Origin of the sequence: Sphingobacterium sp. N143 (assembly GCF_030325625.1) — a bacterium.
In the GTDB taxonomy this organism is placed as follows: Bacteria; Bacteroidota; Bacteroidia; order Sphingobacteriales; family Sphingobacteriaceae; genus Sphingobacterium.
Genome location: NZ_JACAIS010000009.1, coordinates 97,246 through 115,931 on the forward strand (window position 1 = coordinate 97,246; position 18,686 = coordinate 115,931).

The window sequence follows — 18,686 nt, forward strand, 5'->3', positions numbered from 1 at the left end:
GCAAGAATATTTTTATAAAATTTTAGGGTGCAAAGATAAACATTTTGCACCATAAAATTTATAACTATGTGTATTTTATTTAATTACACCTAATTCTTTACCTACTTTGGTAAAGGCAGCGATCGCTTTATCCAGATGGGCCACTTCATGCCCTGCTGAAATCTGAACCCGAATGCGGGCTTTTCCCTGAGGGACAACAGGATAGTAGAAACCAATGACATAGATACCTTCGTCGAGCATCTTTGCCGCAAATTCCTGCGCCAATTTCGCATCGTAAAGCATGACAGGCACAATCGGATGAAAGCCAGGCTTGATATCAAATCCTGCAGCTGTCATTTTTTCGCGGAAATATTTGGTGTTGGACTCCAATTTATCACGCAGCGCTGTCGTCTCGCTCAGCATATCCAGTACCGCAACCGAAGCACCTGCAATAGCCGGAGCCAGGGTGTTGGAGAACAGGTATGGGCGTGAGCGCTGACGTAACAAATCAATAATCTCTTTTTTACCCGAAGTGAAACCACCGGAAGCACCGCCCAATGCTTTGCCCAAGGTACCTGTGATGATATCCACACGGTCAATGACATTGAAAAGCTCATGTGTGCCTCGTCCCGTAGCACCGATAAAACCTGTACAATGCGATTCGTCAATCATGACCAAAGCTTGGTATTTGTCCGCCAGGTCACAGATCTTGTCCAATGGAGCAACAGACCCATCCATAGAGAATGCACCATCCGTAACAATAATCTTATGTCTTGCGCCCGCTGCAGCCTGCAATTGCGCTTCCAGATCGGCCATATCCGCATTTTTGTAGCGGAAACGTTGTGCTTTACACAAACGGACACCATCAATGATAGAAGCGTGATTCAGTTCATCAGAGATAATTGCATCCTCTGCTCCAAACAAAGGTTCGAATACCCCGCCGTTTGCATCAAAGGCAGCCGCATATAAAATCGTATCTTCAGTCCCTAGGAACTGAGAAATTTTCGCTTCCAACTCTTTATGTACATCTTGTGTACCACAGATAAAACGCACCGAAGACATGCCATAACCATGGGTATCAATTGCTTTCTTAGCAGCTTCGATTACGCTAGGATGAGAAGATAATCCCAAGTAATTGTTTGCACAAAAGTTGACGACCTCTTGTCCTGTGCTTACTTTAATGTCTGCTCCCTGAGGAGTAACAATCACCCGCTCCTGCTTATACAATCCCGCTTCTTTGATTGCCTCCAATTCCTTTTGTAAAACTGGTTGTAATGTATTGTACATAATTCGAATTTATTTTTTATACAATATTACAGGTTTTCATTGAGATAATCTGCTTTTTCCCTTTGGGAAAGGGGCTATTCAGATAGAATTCATATCAAATCAATGATTTGATAACATTAAACCGTTTGCATAAAATTCCTTTTTCAGGCCATTCGATTTTCTGCAGCCATCAATCAACATCGTCTCCCTTTGTCCCAAAGAAGAACCTTTGTTGTTCCACTCTGTAGTCAATGCTGTTTCCAGGCATTTACGCAGGCCTGGCAGCGACCAACTAGGAGGCAAGTCTTGGACATATTCGCCCTGTAAGCAGGGTACAAACGGCTTGTTCCTATGGTAACTCCACCTTTAAAAGGTGGAGTCAACGTGGACTTAAGGTGGACTCACTATGCTTTCAGTCCGAAATTGGTATAACCTTATCCCGACTTTGGTCCCTAGCATTTCCAAGTAAACGTGTCGAAATTTAGATAGCAGATAAAGTTCGTAAAGATAGAGAGATAGACGCTCCAATGTGAATTACTCGTAGCGAAGCGCGTCGACGGGATCCAATTTAGAGGCTTTTGAAGCTGGATAGTATCCCGATAACATGCCCACCAGGCCACAGACCGCAAAGCCCAAAATAATTGCCCCCCAAGGGATGATAAATGAAGTACCCAATTGGAGCGCCAGCACGTTGCCGATCAGGATACCGATAAAAATACCCGCCACACCACCGATCATACAGATCACGATCGCTTCCATCAGGAATTGCTTACGGATTACACTGGGCGTGGCACCGATTGCTTTTCGTATCCCGATCTCACGGGTACGTTCCGTCACAGAGACCAGCATAATATTCATCAGCCCAATGGATGCTCCCACAAGCGTGATAAAAGCAATCACGACAGCCCCCAAAGTCACCATCGCCATATTCTGCATCAGCATCTGAGCAACAGCATCCGATTTGGTCATTTCAAAATCATTCGGCTGACGTGATGACAAACCACGGATATTCCGAAACACAATCGTAGCCTCACCAATAGCCGCTTCGAGTCGCAGTGGATCATTTGAAGAGACCGTAATCACATAGGAAGGCTCTACCAGCTGCATCACAGCCCGTGCTTTGATCAGCGGAATAAAGCAAGCCCTATCACCCCCCATCCCCGCAGAAGACCCTTTGCTCTTCAATACTCCGATCACCTGATAGCGAATATTATTGACCGTAATAAACTGCCCTATAGGATCAATGATCTCATTAAAGAGCATCTTACTGACCTCACTTCCAATGATAATCACTGCTCCACCTGTCTCGATATCCCGCACAGAGAAATTACGGCCCTCACTGACCACATAGCCCGAGGTCTGGAGATAATTTTCATCCGTCCCGATCAACCCTATGTTCGGATTGGTTTTCTTCGATTGAAACTTGGCCGTCGAATTCCAGCTCACATTGGCACTGACCGAGGTAACCGCATTAAACTTAAAATTTTGCCTGAAGCGCGAGGCTTGCGCATAAGTAATATTGGCGAATACCTTGGAACGTGTACCGCCGGTACCGATCTGCACATTCAAGCCCCGATTACGAATATTAAAAGAATTCGAGCCCATGGAGGAAAAAGAATCCGTCAGCGAATTCTTCATCGCATCGATCGACGTGAGCACACCGATCAGCGCCATCATCCCTATGGCAATAATAAGCGCCGTTAAAAATGTCCGCAGCTTGTTCCCCACAATAGATTGCAGCGCAAGCTTTACGTTCTCCACATAAGACATTTTTACAGCCATAAGATGATTATAATAGAATAATAGGATGAAAATACTGTTATTCCCGCATAAAACCAAAAGGCAATTTATTTCCATCGAATAAATTGCCTTTACCAGGTCTTTCAATAACAATCCCCAGCCGATATTCACCGGCCTAAATTAGCAAAAGAGCTTTCTCCTACTGCCAAACCTACCTAAAGCTTCAACATCACTGGATTCTCTTCCAGGTCTCTGTCCGCCCCAGCAGACTCACGCCAACATAGCCTCTGATATCCAGCTTGTCTCCTTTTAACGTCATCTTACAACTATAGGTTTTTCCAGACTTGGGATCATAAATTTTTCCATCCACATAGGTATTGCCCTCTTTCACAAAATTGGTCAAGATTTCCAGCCCCTGTGTATTTCTACCCTGAAGTGCTTTATCGGGATTCTTGACATCCTTCTTGGGCTGCCCGGATGCATCATTCGGAAATTTCAGCCAATAGAGCTTACCGAAAAACCGGTCCCCCTTTTTGTAAATCTCCACCCGTCCTTCCCCGCTGGGATTCTCCCATTTCCCCACAACAGGATCAGCTTGCGCAAATAATGCCACCGAAACGAGCAGCATTAGCAATGACATCATCATTTTCTTCATCGGTTTATTATTTTATGAACAAGAATAAATATACAAAATATTTACTATGCTCGCATATATTATTTTTAACAGGCACAACCCATTGTGGCTTCTTTTTCAGGACTCAATTTTCCCTGCAAGAGCAGATCAGTCTATATGCGCAACAAGCTCCATGACAGGAACATCAGCAACAAAACGAAAACGCCAAAGTTTGGCATTGCGTTTGCACGATAGTTTTTATATTATTACTTTATTTACGATTTTATAACTTAGCACATCTTATGAAATTTATTATTAGTCTTTTGCTTACAGGTGTAGTGATTGCAGTGGCAAGCTGGCTTATACCAGGCGCACATGTGGCGGGTTTTGGCTGGGCCATCGTGACAGGACTGGTTATTGGGTTTGTCAATGCTACAGTAGGTTCAATCTTACGATTGTTCACATTTCCTTTAAACTGGCTGACATTAGGGCTTGTTTCTTTCATTATCACCGTATTAATGGTGCTACTTTCAGACTCCCTCTTGGGCTCCAAATTTGATGTTGACGGGTTCTGGACCGCAGCATTGTTTGCTATCGTCGTAGCGCTATTGGAAATGGTCATCGGAAGCAGCTCCTCAACAAAAGAATAAAGCTACCTCCAGCGCTAATAAATTTACAACGATAAAAAGGGATGTTTTTGTCACTTAAAATTATTAATTTTAAATGAATTAATAGAACCCGATCTATGTGCGAATACAATCACGAGCATAGCCATACCCCAAAAGACCGTCCCTGGTGGATAGTCCAAAGCAAGCTCCTCATTGCGCTGGTTATACTTATCCTGCAATTACTCTTAAAATATGGGTTTAAAACAACATTCCCCTTCGGTGTTGCCCTGGTGCTGAATGTTACGGCCTACCTACTGGCCGGCATCCCGGTCATCAAAATGGCTTTTCGCAAAGCAAAACGCGGTGATATCTTCAACGAATTCTTTTTGATGAGCATAGCGACCTTAGGAGCCTTTGCCATCGGAGAATTTGAAGAAGGGGTCGCTGTCATGGTATTTTACCAAATCGGTGAATGGTTTCAGGACACAGCCGTTGACAATGCCAAAAAATCGATAAAATCCTTACTGGATATTCGACCTGACAAGGTCACGGTACTACGCGATGGACAGCAATTACAGGTCAATCCCAAAACTGTCACCATCGGTGAGACCATCCTTGTGAAAGCAGGCGAAAAAGTTGCCCTGGATGGACGGCTTGTCAATGAGCGCGCAGCATTTAACACCGCCGCCCTGACCGGCGAAAGTAAACCTGACACCAAATATACCGGCGATGCTGTTTTTGCGGGGATGATCAACCTGGAGACGGTATCCGAGATTGCGGTCTCAAGCTCTTTCCAGGACAGCAAGCTGAGCAAGATTCTGGAAATGGTACAGGATGCCACAGCACGAAAATCGAAAACACAGTTATTTATTTCCAGGTTTGCACGCATCTATGTGCCCATTGTATTTGGCTTGGCACTTCTGGTCCTCCTCATTCCGGCATTAGTGCTGAGCGACTATAGCTTCCAGGAATGGTTTTACCGTAGCCTGGTATTTTTGGTCATCAGCTGCCCCTGTGCGCTGGTGGTCTCTATTCCATTGGGTTATTTCGGAGGAATAGGTCTTGCTTCCAGAAATGGTATTTTATTCAAGGGCGGCAATTTCCTGGATGCGATCACGGCGGTCGATACCATCGTGATGGATAAAACGGGAACCCTTACACAGGGTGTCTTCGAAGTCAAGGAAGTCAATGCCCTCCATGGAGAGGACAAGGAACTCCTGGATTATGCCAAAGCCATTGAATCAAATTCAACCCACCCTATTGCAAAAGCAATCGCCAACTATCAACCTGGCAGCCTTACGCTCAAAGCCGAGGGGATCGAAGAAATCGCCGGGCATGGTCTCAAGGCAACCGTAAATGGGAAGGAAGTATTGGCGGGTAATAGCAAATTGCTGGACAAATTCAATATTAGCTATCCCGAAGAGATTAAAAACATCGTTTATTCCATTGTCCTGATTGCAATAGCAGGTCAATATAGGGGTTATATCACTGTTGCCGACCGCAGTAAACCTGATGCGAGCGAGGTCATTGCTGCCATGCGGGTGCAGGGCCTATATACCGTGATGCTGTCCGGCGACAAAACCGCGGTGGTGAACGAGGTGGCCAAGGAACTCGGTGTCGATAAAGCTTATGGTGATCTTCTGCCAGAAGACAAGGTAAAACATGTGCAGCAGTTGCTCGATGAAGGCAAAAATGTAGCATTTGCAGGCGATGGCGTCAATGATGCACCTGTGGTCGCCCTGGCCCAAGTGGGCATCGCCATGGGCGGACTCGGGGCGGACGCAACGATTGAAACGGCAGATGTCGTCATTCAGAATGATGAACCCCAAAAAATTCTGTCGGCGATCAGAATCGGTAAAATTACACGCAGCATTGTATGGCAGAATGTGATCCTAGCCATGGGAGTCAAAATTATTGTCCTGATATTGGGGGCCGGTGGGGTGGCAACATTATGGGAAGCTGTCATTGCTGATGTCGGCGTAGCTTTATTGGCCATTTTAAACGCCATCCGCATCCAAAATAAAACCGTATAAGGCTGATAAAGTCCTATCATGCAGAAGGCCGGTCTTAATAAAGACCGGCCTTCTGCATGATATCTTCAGCCATCTAACTGAACAGGAATACCCGGTTAGTCACGCCAGGTTTTATATTGATTGATCAATCCATTGGTAGATGAATCATGCCCTGTGACCGGGTTTGCATCAGCCAGTTCAGGCAGGATCTTATTGGCCAGCTGCTTGCCAAGCTCAACGCCCCATTGGTCGAAGCTATAAATATTCCAAATTACCCCCTGTACAAAAATCTTATGTTCATAACATGCGATCAGTCTGCCCAATGTACGGGGTGTCATTTTTTTCAGCAGCAGTGAATTCGTTGGCCGGTTGCCCTCAAATACCTTATAAGCCTTCAGTGCATCAATTTCTGCAGCCGATTTTCCGGCACCTTGCAATTCAGCGACAACCTCTTCTTCGGTTTTGCCATTCATCAGGGCCTCTGTCTGGGCAAAGAAATTTGACAATAAAAGTTGATGGTGGTTACCGATGGGGTTCAAGCTGTTGGCCGGCGCAATAAAATCGCAAGGGATCAACTTGGTACCCTGATGAATCAATTGATAGAAGGCATGCTGTCCATTTGTGCCTGGTTCGCCCCAAATGATCGGGCCAGTTTGGTAATGCACCTGCTCACCATTGCGGTCTATATACTTACCGTTACTTTCCATATCTCCTTGCTGAAAATAAGCCGCAAACCGGTGCAAATACTGATCATATGGCAAGATAGCATGACTTTCAGCCTGAAAGAAATTGTTATACCATATGCCCAAAAGAGCCAAGATGACAGGAATGTTGGACTCGAATGATGTGTTTTTAAAATGAACATCGGCTTCGTAAGCTCCTTTGAGCAATTCTTCAAAATTATCGAAACCTATGGCCAGGGAAATGGAGAGTCCAATGGCCGACCAAAGTGAATAGCGGCCCCCGACCCAATCCCAAAATTCGAACATATTTGCTGGATCTATCCCGAAAGATTGCACGGCAACAGTATTTGTGCTCAATGCAGCAAAATGCTTGGCCACGTCCTCCTCCTGAGCCGAGCCATCCAGAAACCAGTCCTTGGCGGTATGTGCATTGGCCATGGTCTCCTGTGTCGTGAAGGTCTTGGATGCGATCAGGAACAGCGTTGTTTCTGGATTTAACCCCTTTAATGTTTCTGCTATATGGGTACCATCCACATTGGAAACAAAATGTACATTTAACCGCGTTTTATAGGCTTTCAAAGCCTCTGTTACCATGACGGGACCCAAATCAGAACCACCGATACCAATATTGACAACGTCGGTGATTTCCTTGCCTGTATAACCTTTCCATGCTCCGGAGATAATTTTTTCGGTAAAAGTTTTCATCTGTGCCAGGACGCGTCTAACATCCGGCATCACATCTTTTCCTGCGACAAACACAGGTTGATCCGATTGATTGCGCAGGGCAGTGTGCAACACAGGCCTGTTTTCTGTCACATTAATGCTTTCACCCGAAAACATCGCGGCGATTGCTTCAGGCAGCTCACACTCTTTCGCCATCTGCAACAGCAAAGACATCGTTTCGCTCGTAATGCGATTTTTGGAATAATCTAAAAGGATATCTTCAAAAGTAACTGAGAATTTCTCAAACCGGGCCGGATCTTCTGCAAAAAGTGCGCGTAAGTCTTTGAGTCCGTTGCTATATGGACCAAATAAAGACCCGAAATGCTGTGTCAGATCTTTATAGGCTTGTGTCTTTGTAAAATTAATTTTTGGGAACATACTGTTTCTGAAATTATTGTTTTAAACGTCAATAAGAACCTTCAGCATTTTCTTTCCTTACACATCGTGTAAATGTTTAGATGAAGGTTTATTCTGTTGATGCTATCAAAACTAAAAAAAAAAGGTCAGATATTTATATAGTATGAGCTATTGGTATTGAGACTCTGAAGATACAAACCTGTGGCTTACTAACATTGTCTTTAATCCCCTTTTTACTTTTTAATTTTTAATTTCTACATTAGCAGCTATGACAAAAGAACAAATCCAAGACTTGAGGGACCGCGTGACGTCCCTGAGGAGGCATCTTTGACATTGATGTCCGTAAAGAAGAAATCGAAAGAGATCAGGCAATTACCCTAGAGGCTAACTTCTGGGACGATTCTAAAGCCGCCGAAAAGATCCTCTTGGCCATCAAAAACCAAAAAATATGGACAGATCATTTTGATGAGGTAGCCTCGGCCGTTGATGACACCCTGGTCATGTATGAGTTTTTCCAAACTGGGGATGCCAGCGAGAAAGAGCTTGATGATCAGTATAGCCTTGCCTTGGAAAAGATCGAGGAACTGGAATTTAAAAACATGCTCAGTGCCGAAGAGGATCAACTGGATGCCATTTTACAGATCACCGCCGGTGCTGGAGGTACCGAAAGCTGTGACTGGGCTGCCATGTTGATGCGGATGTATATCATGTGGGGCGAAAAAAATGGATACAAGGTCACCGAACAAGACTCCCAGGAAGGAGATGTGGCGGGGATCAAGAGTGTTACCCTTCAGATTTCCGGTGATTTTGCCTACGGATACCTCAAAGGAGAAAATGGCGTGCACAGGCTCGTCCGTATTTCACCATTTGATTCCAATGCAAAACGGCACACATCCTTTGCCTCTGTCTATGTATACCCATTGATTGATGACAATATCGAGATCGACGTCAAAGACTCCGAGATAGAATGGGATACCTTTCGCTCAGGAGGCGCCGGCGGACAAAATGTCAACAAAGTGGAAACTGCTGTCCGTTTACATCATAAGCCGACAGGCATTATCATTAAAAACCAGGAATCCAGATCCCAGTTGCAGAATAAAGAAAATGCCATGCGCTTGCTGAAATCCCAATTATATGAAATTGAAATGCGCAAACGGCAGGAAGCAACAGCGGCAATCGAAGGAAATAAAAAGAAAATCGAATGGGGCTCCCAAATCCGTAACTATGTACTGCATCCCTACAAATTAATTAAGGATTTGCGGACCAATTACGAGACCTCCAATACCCAAGCTGTATTGGATGGCGATCTGAATGACTTCCTAAAAAACTACTTAATGGAATTTGGAGGCTAAGCCCGCACAGCATTCCATCCATACGATAAAAAGACGCTCCTCACGAGGGGCGTCTTTGCCTTCTTTCCTACACAGTTTGTATCATTTGGCACGACATTTTTTCCCGAAAAGAGGGTTAAAACGTTAAAAAACCTTAAAAGTCTTTTGTTTGTACAAATACGATCAAACACTGCTTATTTGGTTACAAGCCCCTTACAATAACCTACAAATCAATAGATTACAAAACGACATATTGTATCAACAACGTTACAATTGTGTTAATTCGTCCATTTTTGGCACAAAATAAAGGCATGTATTTTGCGTTTATGGATTCGTAATATTTTCATTACAAAAGACACCCTCGGGTGTCAGGTAAAGTAAAAGAAAGAATGTATATCTAAAATAAGAACGGTTATGAATTACATGAAAGAAGACTCAATCGTATCGAAGCAGATGGCCAAACAATGGACACCTGCGGTGTACGAAGTAAATGAAGAGCAGAAACAAACTGCAAACACATCCACAGCGAGCACAGCTGAAGAAAGCAATTTTGGTCCCAAGGAATACGGTATTTTTGGAGGAACCTTCTTTTTACTATTTGCATCAGTATTTGGTGTATATATGCTCCAACCAGATTTTGATGCCTTACGTTTTCAACGTTTAGATAGTGTTGGTGGTACATTCCTGGTAGGTTTCGGTATATTCTTAGCAGCTGTTGCAGTAAGCTTTTTGGTTCTTTTGATTGTACTTCATCGTAGGTATAGACCCATCGCCTCTGTCTCAGACGAGGAGCTTCCTACCTGTACGATCATTGTTCCTGCCTATAACGAGGGACAATTGGTATATGATACGTTACATAGTTTGGCAAGCAGCGACTATCCAGCAAAGAAATTGCAGATTATCGCGATCGATGACGGTAGTAAGGACAACACTTTTGCCTGGATACAACGTGCCAAAATGGAGTTGGGTGACCGGGTAGAAATCTATCAACAACCCAAAAATATGGGTAAACGCCATGCGCTATACCGTGGTTTCAAACTGGGAACCGGTGAAATTTTCATTACGGTAGACAGTGACTCTGTGGTCAAAAAAGATACCATCCGTAATATGGCAAGCCCATTTGTGACGAATCAAGATTGTGGTGCTGTGGCCGGAAATGTGCGCGTGCTGAACAATAAAAAAGCCATTATACCACGCATGTTGAATGTCAGCTTTGTATTCAGCTTTGAATTTGTACGTTCGGCTCAGAGTATGTTAGGTACCGTCATGTGTACACCTGGTGCGCTGGCAGGTTACCGTAGGGACGCCGTTATGAATTGCCTTGAGGACTGGATGAACCAGACTTTTATGGGACAGCCTTCCGATATCGGTGAGGACCGTGCGATGACCAATATGATTTTAAAACAAGGGTATCATGTATTGTTCCAATCGAATGCTTATGTATACACGGATACACCTGTACGTTACAAAAATTTATACAAGATGTTCATTCGTTGGGAACGCAGTAATGTGAGAGAGAATATCATGATGAGCCAATTTGCATTCAAGAATTTCCGCAAAGGGCCAAAATGGGGAGCCCGTATCCTGTTGATCATGCAATGGAAAAGAGTACTGCTTTCTTATCCCATGTTGTTATTGATGCTATGGACAGTATTCCATTACCCGCTGATGTTTTTGAGCTCTACCTTGGTCGGTATACTCATCTTCTCCAGTATTCAGGCTTATTTCTTTGCATCCAAAAACGACAATGCAAAAGAGGCATTCTGGGCATACAGCTATAGTATATTCTATGCATTCAGTTTATTCTGGATCACTCCTTATGCTATCGCAACAGCAGGACGCAGAGGCTGGTTGACTAGAGGTTAGATTCATTATAAAAACTTTGTTTTCATAAATAACCAGAATTTCAAGATATAAACATATTATATAATCTCACCAGAGGGAGCATTCCATATACTAATATGCAGAAGAGGAAAGCTTCCTCTTTTTTAACAATAATCTCTCGAACCCTAAGTTTTAGCTGAACTCATTCAGCTAAAACTTAGGGTTTTTTGTGAATACACCTTATGCAATCGTTTGTTTAAAAAAACATCATCAAATTATTTGTTTTTAATACTAACTTAACACCACAATTATAAATTTGACCTCATTAAACTAAAGGTATTTAGCACAAATTGCGGTAATTATGGAACAGTTAGATGACACCGAGCTACTCAGCAGCATTCAGGCGGACGACCGTCATGCTTTTGCTGAGTTGGTTCATCGCTATTCAGATATTCTTTTCCGTTTTATTCAGCGCCGGATTGCATGTGTTGAAGACAGCGAGGATATTCTGCAGGACATATTTGTTTCGCTGTGGAACCTGCGGCACCGAATAACCATTGAACGCTCCCTCTATCCTTACCTCTTCAAAACAGCCAAATACAAAATCATCGATTGGACCATCAACGAACAAAGGAATGAGTTTGTTGATCAAATGTGAAGCCCAAAAATTTACTGTTGGCATTCAAACTTCGCGGTATCCGCAATCCTGTAAGCTGGCTTTAACAAATCATTGCATAAAAGCATAAACAGAAAGCGATAAGTTGTTTATCGCTTCTTGTTAGTATTAGGCAATATTTCGATCCTTATGATCTGTTTTTATAAAAGTAAACGCCTGTGGAGGACATAGCTCTACCATTTTAACAAGGCCTTTTGGCACCGCTTTATTTTTCTTTCCAGCCTCTCCATATCCAACGCAACCCTATTATCCAGAAGTTTCGCATAATGCTGTGTTGTCTTGATATCTATGTGCCCGAGCATCTTGGATACTGTTTCTATCGGAACATTATTTTAACAAGCGTAACCGAAGTAGCGAAAGTATGGCGTGATTTATGGAAAGTCAATTCTTTGGTAATCTCGCATAGGTCAGCAATTTCCTTTAGATAGCTGTTCATTTTCAGATTGCTGAGAACCGGTAGTACCATATCCTTTGCCACGCACGGTGGATAGTTACGGTACCTTTCAACAATTTCAAGTGGCCTGGGTAGTAACGGAATATTTGATGATGTTTCATGTACTTTGCTGCCGACACAGCCGAACAGCCTATTGTAGCACGCAAGAAGAATTCGTATCCGGTTACAAAACTATGGTCAATCCTTTCTTCTATCAATATCTGCCAATCTGAATTCTTTCTCTAGGTAACCACCAACATGGGAAAGCGAAGTTTTATACCCTTTGGGCGTATTGGGCTTAAATCCATTGCCTAGAAGTGCTTCCATCTGGTTATTGTGCTCCTTGAATACATCTAAGAAATTTTTGCGTTTGATATCCTTGCCCTGAAATCTAAGTTTAAGAGATTCTACATTAATTTCTTCTCCTGCAGCTATCATAGCTGTATTGATCGTACTTACTTTGCTGACGAGAGTGTCACGGTAACAATTCAGGGTCTTGACAGCCTCTGTTGTGCCTTTCAAACGATTGGCTTTGGAAGTCCATTTCGGCGGATCGCATTCCTGTCCTGTGGACACTTCTTTTTTTGGGATACCTTCTACCGTAATCCGCATGTAGATTGGCTTGGGGCCACTAACATAATTTTTTGGTTTCTTCAAGTAGAAGAGCAAGGAATAATTTGTACTCATGACAACATCATTTAAGTGAAACAAACCGAGCCGCCTTTGCGGCGAGCTCTTCATCACCACTGAAAAACAGATTTCAGCGATGCAAATGTAGCCTTGCAATTAAAAACGGATCAAGATGTTCTATTTTTTAATATACTGATTTCCAATTAATTAAATCTCTATCAGTGAGTAAGTAAACTCTAGAAAATGACTCACTTTTTTATTGGGAGTTCATATAGGTTTTGTAGATACTGAAAAACAAAAAAGCCTGCAAACGTTTAATTTGCAGGCTTTTGTATGTTTTGACTTTTAGATGTGTAGCCCGTAGGGGAATCGAACCCCTGTTTCAAGAATGAAAATCTTGCGTCCTAACCCCTAGACGAACGGGCCGTTTTCTGTTTCGGTGTGCAAATATAGAAAGTTTTCTAAATCGCACCAAATTTTTGGGATATTTTTATTCATTTTTTTGATAATCCGGCATAAAGCCTTCCAAAATAGTTATATTTAAGCACATTGAAAAAAGTAACCAACATGACTAATTTTAAAAAAATCAGCACAGCATTTCACTGTACGGCCCTTGCTTTGGCCCTCATGGGGCAAGAAGCCACAGCCCAGCAGTCCAGCTCGATTGCAAACCAACTGCAGGTCACCTGGCAGGTTAAAGACGGGCAGCATATCCGTAAAGATCCTGTATCGACCCTTATCCTGAAAAATAAAGGGACAAGTGATCTTCAACTCAATGACTGGAGCCTTTGGTTTAATTTTATACGGTCTATCGATCCCAATAAAGTAGATCAGCGATTTGCCATAGACCATCGGAACGGGGACCTCTTTCAGGTCAGTTTTAAGAAGGATAAACTCACCTTGAAAGCGCAAGATACGGTCCATATTGATTTTGTGACCACTGGCCTTGTCAATTATACCGATGGCCCCATAGGGCTCTATGTGAAGAATAATACCAGTGGTGTATCCACCGATATTTCGGATTACACAGCCCTTAAAACAGCTCCTCAATCCGAAGCAGAAAAAACGAATTACTGGACGTATAAATATGAGCAGAACAAGCTCATTGATGGCATTGATGCACAAAGTATCATTCCTTTACCGAGCAGCATCTCGATCAATAAGAGCAAAAAATTCAATCTAACGACAGGCACCACGCTTGCTGTCGCCAATGAGTTCGCTTCAGAAGCAAGCTTCCTGACCAGCTTCTTCGACCAATATACTGGCATTAAGCTATCCACTGCTCCGGGCAAGCAAAATGGAATTTCAATTACAAAGGACAACGCGCTCAAACCGGAGTCCTATCACCTGAACATCGACGCAGCAGGCATAAAAATAGCCGCTTCGGACAAAGCAGGCGCTTTCTATGCCATACAGTCTTTAAAATCACTGATCAATCATACCCAATGGAATAAGGCCACCACAATGATCGCATTGCCACAAGTTGCGATAGAAGATAGCCCACGTTATGGTTACCGGGGCTTTATGCTGGATGCTGCGCGTAATTTTCACAGTAAAGCGGAAGTACTGCGCCTATTGGACTTGATGGCTGCCTATAAATTAAATAAGTTCCATTTTCACTTTATTGATGACGAGGGCTGGCGCTTAGAAATACCATCATTACCTGAACTTACAGCAGTTGGTGCGAACCGTTCGGCCAATTTCGAAGACGGCAAAGCGATCCAGCCAGCTTATGGTTCGGGAGCGCTTGCTAAACCGCAACAATATTATACCGTGGCGGATTATATCGAGATCCTGAAATATGCACAGGCCAGACATATTGATGTCATCCCTGAAGTGGAAACGCCGGGGCATGCCAGAGCCGCCATCAAAGCAATGCGCGCCCGTTATGAATATTACATGAAAGCTGGCGATAAGCAAAAGGCTGAAGAATTTTTATTGGACGACGAAGATGATCAGTCGATCTATAACTCGGCTCAAAATTGGAACGATAACGTCATGAATCCTGCTCTCCCCTCTACTTATCACTTTTTGAGTAAAATCATTGACGAAATCCGATCTATACATGATCAGGCTGGGGTTCCTTTGAAAATCATCGATTTGGGCGGCGATGAAACACCAAGCGGTGTTTGGGAAAAATCACCCAAAATCGCTGCTTTTATGAAAGAAAACAATATCGCAAATGTGCTAGATGTATGGCCTCTTTACATTACCAGAATCAATAAGCTTGTCCAAGATAAAGGTCTCATCATGTCTGGCTGGGAAGAGATGGGTATGCGCAATAGAGGGAAAGGCATGCAAGTCAATGCTGAACTGGGCAAATCAGGCATTCACCTCAATGTATGGAACAACCTGCCTGGTCAGGGACAAGAAGACCTGGCCTACCGACTAGCCAATGCAGGCTATAAAGTTGTCTACACCAGTGCTGCAAACAACTATCTGGACATGTCCTGGGACCGTGATTTTGCCGACCCTGGACATAGTTGGGTGGGAACAGTGAATTTGAATAGAACCTACTCTTTCGCTCCTGAAAACTTTTTCATCAATTTGCGTAAGGATGACACGGGACAAGACCTCAAACCCACGGCTTATACCAATAAAGAACAACTTACCGCTGAAGGCAAGAAAAATCTACTGGGCATAAAGGGCGCACTCTGGGCCGAAAAGGTATCCACAGACCAGCGCCTGGAAGAAATGATATTCCCCCGCCTGATTGCCATTGCTGATCGTGCCTGGGCACCTGAACAAGCTTGGGAAAAAGGCAGTTCATTTAACGAGACTACCTACCGTCAGTCTTATACTTCATTTATAAAGAAACTAGGGGAAGATGAGCTGAAAAAACTGGATATAATAGATCATGGTTATCATTATCGTATGCCTAAAATCGGGATCAAACAAGAAAATAATCAATTACATATCAACACGGATTATCCTGGTTTTAAAGTCTATTATACGGACAATGGTGACACACCAACGCAGCAGTCTAAGCTCGTGAACGGCACAATTCCATTTCAGTCTGGCAAGAAATATTTGTTCAAAGTATTTGATGCCAAAGGAAGATCTGGCGACACGATCCAATATTAAGCAAGCTGAAAGGGGCATGGCGACCGTTGTTGGACCAGCATGCCCCAGGCGCACCTTTACACAGCAGGCCGATTTCTGATTGAAATCGGCCTGCTGTGATTTGTACGGAAATCTCCTATCGATTAGAATTTATAGTGCAATGAAAAAGCGACATTTCTCGGGTCGATCTGATTGATGAAACCTCCCCGGAAGTAGGAGTTTAAGCCAATCTCATTAGTTATATTATTGACAAATACTTTCGCATCGAATTTACGCCACTTGTAACCGACTTGGGCATTTAGCGTGGTATAGGCCGGCATATTGAAGGGTTCTGTACCATAATATTCACCATGACCATTTGGTGTAAGACTATATTCGTTCACAGGACGATCGCCTACATAGTATACACCAGCACTTAGGCTCAGGTTTCTCAGGGCACCTTGATTAAATACATATTGTACCCATGCATTGGCGGTATGGTCCGGTGCGTTCATTGGTGCCGATCCGTCCATATAAGAAGGCGAATTTTTATATCTGGCATCTAAATAAGCATAGCCTAACATAACGGTCAGGTTTTCCAGGATACGGCCATTCAATTCTGCTTCAATACCATCACGGACCAGGTCTCCGGCTTTGAAATATAAACCTGTTGCAACGTTCGTTCCAGCCGTATATTCTGCATTTGTCAGGTTGGAGGTATAGATATGGAAGTACGTTAAATTGAACCGTAATCTATTATTTAACCAATCGGACTTGATCCCGCCTTCAAACTGCTCAGTTTTGGATGCGCCCGCTGTTGTTCCATCGGTCAATGGGTTAGCCGCATTCCTTAAATTCGTGGAGTTCGTATACGATCCAAAGACATTGAAATTCTCGAAAGGCGTCACGATTATACCCGCCATTGGGTTCCAGGCAGACTCTTTTTTATTTCCATTCGAAGTAAAATCCTTTGTATTGATTTCGGAATACCGAAGTCCCAAAACTGCTTTAATATATTTATTGAACTCAATGACATCCTGTGCCATAAAACCGATGGAAGAATAATAACTTCTTACCGGTGTATTGGCTGTATACGTAATTTTCTTCCCTTTTCGTTGATTTCCTAACGAATCGACATACGCAACTTCCGAAAGATCATTCACCCAGTCACCATGGATATCAATGACATCGATAACTGAGCCATTTTGATCGGCTTGTTTCAATAGCACATTTTTCTCCAACGGGCTCAGCTTGCCTGCAAAGGAAGTTGTGGTGGCATCCGCAATACGATAATCTACACCTGCTTGTACCAGATGCTTCACTTTGCCTGTATAAAGGTCTTTTCCGATCAAGTCAAATTGGAAGGTTTTATTTTTGTCATCACGCAAGCTCCGGCTCATCTTACGTGAAAATGTGTTATATTGCTTCGCTTCATCTTTAATCAAGGAAGCGGCTGAAGATTGATTATCCACTTGATAAGAAGAGGTCGCCACAGAGGCCCGAATGCTCCAACGATCTGTCAGCTCATGATTGATCTGGGCCATGAAGCTCTTCATTTCGGTATTGTTATTGTCGGAATCGAACCCCAGAAACTTATTATTAGGAATCACATACAATGCATTCACTCCTTGGGAAGGGTTTAAATTAACAGCAGAGTTGACTGGTGTGCGATTATCATTAAAATAATCACCTTCTAAGGTAATTGTCGTTCTATCAGTAGGTTTCCAGGCCACTGATGGGTTTAGGTATACACGATTGGCCGATAGCCCTTTTCTGTAGCTGTCTCCTCTTTCGTAAGCTCCATCCATGCGGAAGGCTACCGTTTCTTTCTTATCCAGTACCGTCTGGAAGTCAAAGGTAGGCCGGAATTGCCCCCAGCTTCCGACACGCACACCGACATCGCCTGCATTTATAAAATTCGGTGTCTTTGTCACAACGTTGATCACCCCTCCGGCATTACCGATATCGGTAATAACCCCTTGGGTAACCGCTGCAGAACCTTTAATCATCTGAATGGACTCAACTCCTTGCATATCGACCACACCAGAGGCCGTCTGAAACTGTGAATCCATACGTACGCCGTTTTTCAATACCGGAACACCACGAAAACCACGTGTCGACAGCGACTCTTTAACTCCACCATAGGATCCGAATAATGTCACTCCGGGAATATTTCTTACAGCATCAGTCAGCGTCAGGATCCCCTGATCCTGAATGACCTTATTCGAGATGACAGAAATACTCTGGATCTGATCTGAAGGTTTTAGGGGCATGCGGGTAATCATTTCTAAACCCTTAGGCTTTTTGTTTCGCTCGCCGAACACTTCTACTTCATCAATGGCCCGCTCATTGCTCACCAAGACGATTGGTTTTATAATCACCTCGCGGCTGGCTGAACTAAATTCATAATCGATCGATGTGCTTTGATAACCTAAATAGGAAAACCGGATAACCGCATTCTGATCAACACCATGTAATCTAAAATGACCTTTATGATCGGTCCGTACAGTTCTGTCACCAATAGAGACTGTTACTGAACTTAAAGGGTTATTGTTTGAATCTACAACCTTTCCTTTGACGATGCCTGAAGTCTGACCATATACAGCACTTCCAAGTAAACAGGTAGACGCAAGAGCAAATAAGTGTTTATTCATGTTAATAATATTGGACAATTATTTTTAATTAATCTAAATAGATGCGACAAAGGTATAAAAAATTAGTTATTTAGAATAATTAAAAATAGAAAAGCTCTGAACCAACTAAGATTCA

Annotated in this window: 12 protein-coding genes and 1 tRNA gene; 6 read left to right on the forward strand and 7 right to left on the reverse strand. The window is 43.2% G+C overall.

Translation table 11 applies throughout. The annotated features are described in order from the left end of the window. Nucleotides 1-75: 75 nt before the first annotated feature. From kbl to HX021_RS16980, 3 genes are all read right to left on the reverse strand, one after another. Entirely contained in the window at nucleotides 76-1,266 is a 1,191-nt protein-coding gene (kbl, locus tag HX021_RS16970) for a glycine C-acetyltransferase (protein ID WP_286591701.1), read from the reverse strand. A gap of 513 nt (nucleotides 1,267-1,779) precedes the next feature. Further along, nucleotides 1,780-3,027: an ABC transporter permease gene (locus tag HX021_RS16975; RefSeq protein WP_286591703.1), complete on the reverse strand. Its 1,248-nt coding sequence runs from the start codon at nucleotides 3,025-3,027 to the stop codon at nucleotides 1,780-1,782. Between the two features lie 187 nt (nucleotides 3,028-3,214). Next, the gene (locus HX021_RS16980; RefSeq protein ID WP_286591704.1) at nucleotides 3,215-3,640 is read right to left on the reverse strand and encodes a DUF2147 domain-containing protein; all 426 of its coding nucleotides are present in this window, start codon (nucleotides 3,638-3,640) and stop codon (nucleotides 3,215-3,217) included. 260 nt (nucleotides 3,641-3,900) lie between these two features. Between HX021_RS16980 and HX021_RS16985 the strand changes: the two genes are divergently transcribed. Both HX021_RS16985 and HX021_RS16990 read left to right on the forward strand, forming a co-directional pair. Then, on the forward strand, nucleotides 3,901-4,248 hold the full coding sequence (locus HX021_RS16985; protein WP_286591705.1) for a phage holin family protein: 348 nt from the start codon (nucleotides 3,901-3,903) through the stop codon (nucleotides 4,246-4,248). Nucleotides 4,249-4,343: 95 nt separating this feature from the next. After that, nucleotides 4,344-6,239, forward strand: a complete 1,896-nt coding sequence (locus tag HX021_RS16990; protein WP_286591706.1) for a heavy metal translocating P-type ATPase — start codon at nucleotides 4,344-4,346, stop codon at nucleotides 6,237-6,239. 95 nt (nucleotides 6,240-6,334) lie between these two features. Here the strand turns inward: HX021_RS16990 and pgi are convergent, their stop codons facing one another. Further along, entirely contained in the window at nucleotides 6,335-8,002 is a 1,668-nt protein-coding gene (gene pgi, locus HX021_RS16995) for a glucose-6-phosphate isomerase (RefSeq protein WP_286591708.1), read from the reverse strand. Nucleotides 8,003-8,249: 247 nt separating this feature from the next. Here pgi and prfB point away from each other — a divergent pair. The 3 genes from prfB to HX021_RS17010 all read left to right on the forward strand — a co-directional run bounded on the left by prfB (nucleotide 8,250) and on the right by HX021_RS17010 (nucleotide 11,794). After that, nucleotides 8,250-9,333, forward strand: a protein-coding gene (prfB, locus tag HX021_RS17000) for a peptide chain release factor 2 (protein WP_286591709.1) whose coding sequence is annotated in 2 segments (ribosomal slippage) — nucleotides 8,250-8,309 and nucleotides 8,311-9,333 — 1,083 coding nt in all. Because the reading frame shifts where the segments join, the coding sequence is not laid out codon by codon here. A gap of 393 nt (nucleotides 9,334-9,726) precedes the next feature. Next, a complete protein-coding gene (locus HX021_RS17005) occupies nucleotides 9,727-11,178 on the forward strand; it encodes a glycosyltransferase family 2 protein (protein WP_286591710.1) in 1,452 nt (483 codons plus the stop codon). Nucleotides 11,179-11,497: 319 nt separating this feature from the next. Continuing rightward, nucleotides 11,498-11,794, forward strand: a complete 297-nt coding sequence (locus tag HX021_RS17010; RefSeq protein WP_286591711.1) for an RNA polymerase sigma factor — start codon at nucleotides 11,498-11,500, stop codon at nucleotides 11,792-11,794. A gap of 649 nt (nucleotides 11,795-12,443) precedes the next feature. Here HX021_RS17010 and HX021_RS17015 read toward each other — a convergent pair. Continuing rightward, on the reverse strand, nucleotides 12,444-12,932 hold the full coding sequence (locus tag HX021_RS17015) for an Arm DNA-binding domain-containing protein (protein ID WP_286591712.1): 489 nt from the start codon (nucleotides 12,930-12,932) through the stop codon (nucleotides 12,444-12,446). Nucleotides 12,933-13,229: 297 nt separating this feature from the next. Then, a tRNA-Glu gene (locus HX021_RS17020) sits at nucleotides 13,230-13,301 on the reverse strand. Nucleotides 13,302-13,442: 141 nt separating this feature from the next. Here HX021_RS17020 and HX021_RS17025 point away from each other — a divergent pair. After that, nucleotides 13,443-15,959 (forward strand): family 20 glycosylhydrolase, encoded by a 2,517-nt coding sequence (locus HX021_RS17025; RefSeq protein WP_286591714.1) that lies wholly within the window; start codon nucleotides 13,443-13,445, stop codon nucleotides 15,957-15,959. A gap of 122 nt (nucleotides 15,960-16,081) precedes the next feature. On the opposite strand, the gene HX021_RS17030 is transcribed toward HX021_RS17025, so the two are convergent. After that, nucleotides 16,082-18,571 carry a TonB-dependent receptor gene (locus tag HX021_RS17030; RefSeq protein ID WP_286591716.1) on the reverse strand — a complete coding sequence of 830 codons (2,490 nt, stop codon included), beginning with the start codon at nucleotides 18,569-18,571 and terminating at the stop codon, nucleotides 16,082-16,084. Nucleotides 18,572-18,686: the final 115 nt, after the last annotated feature.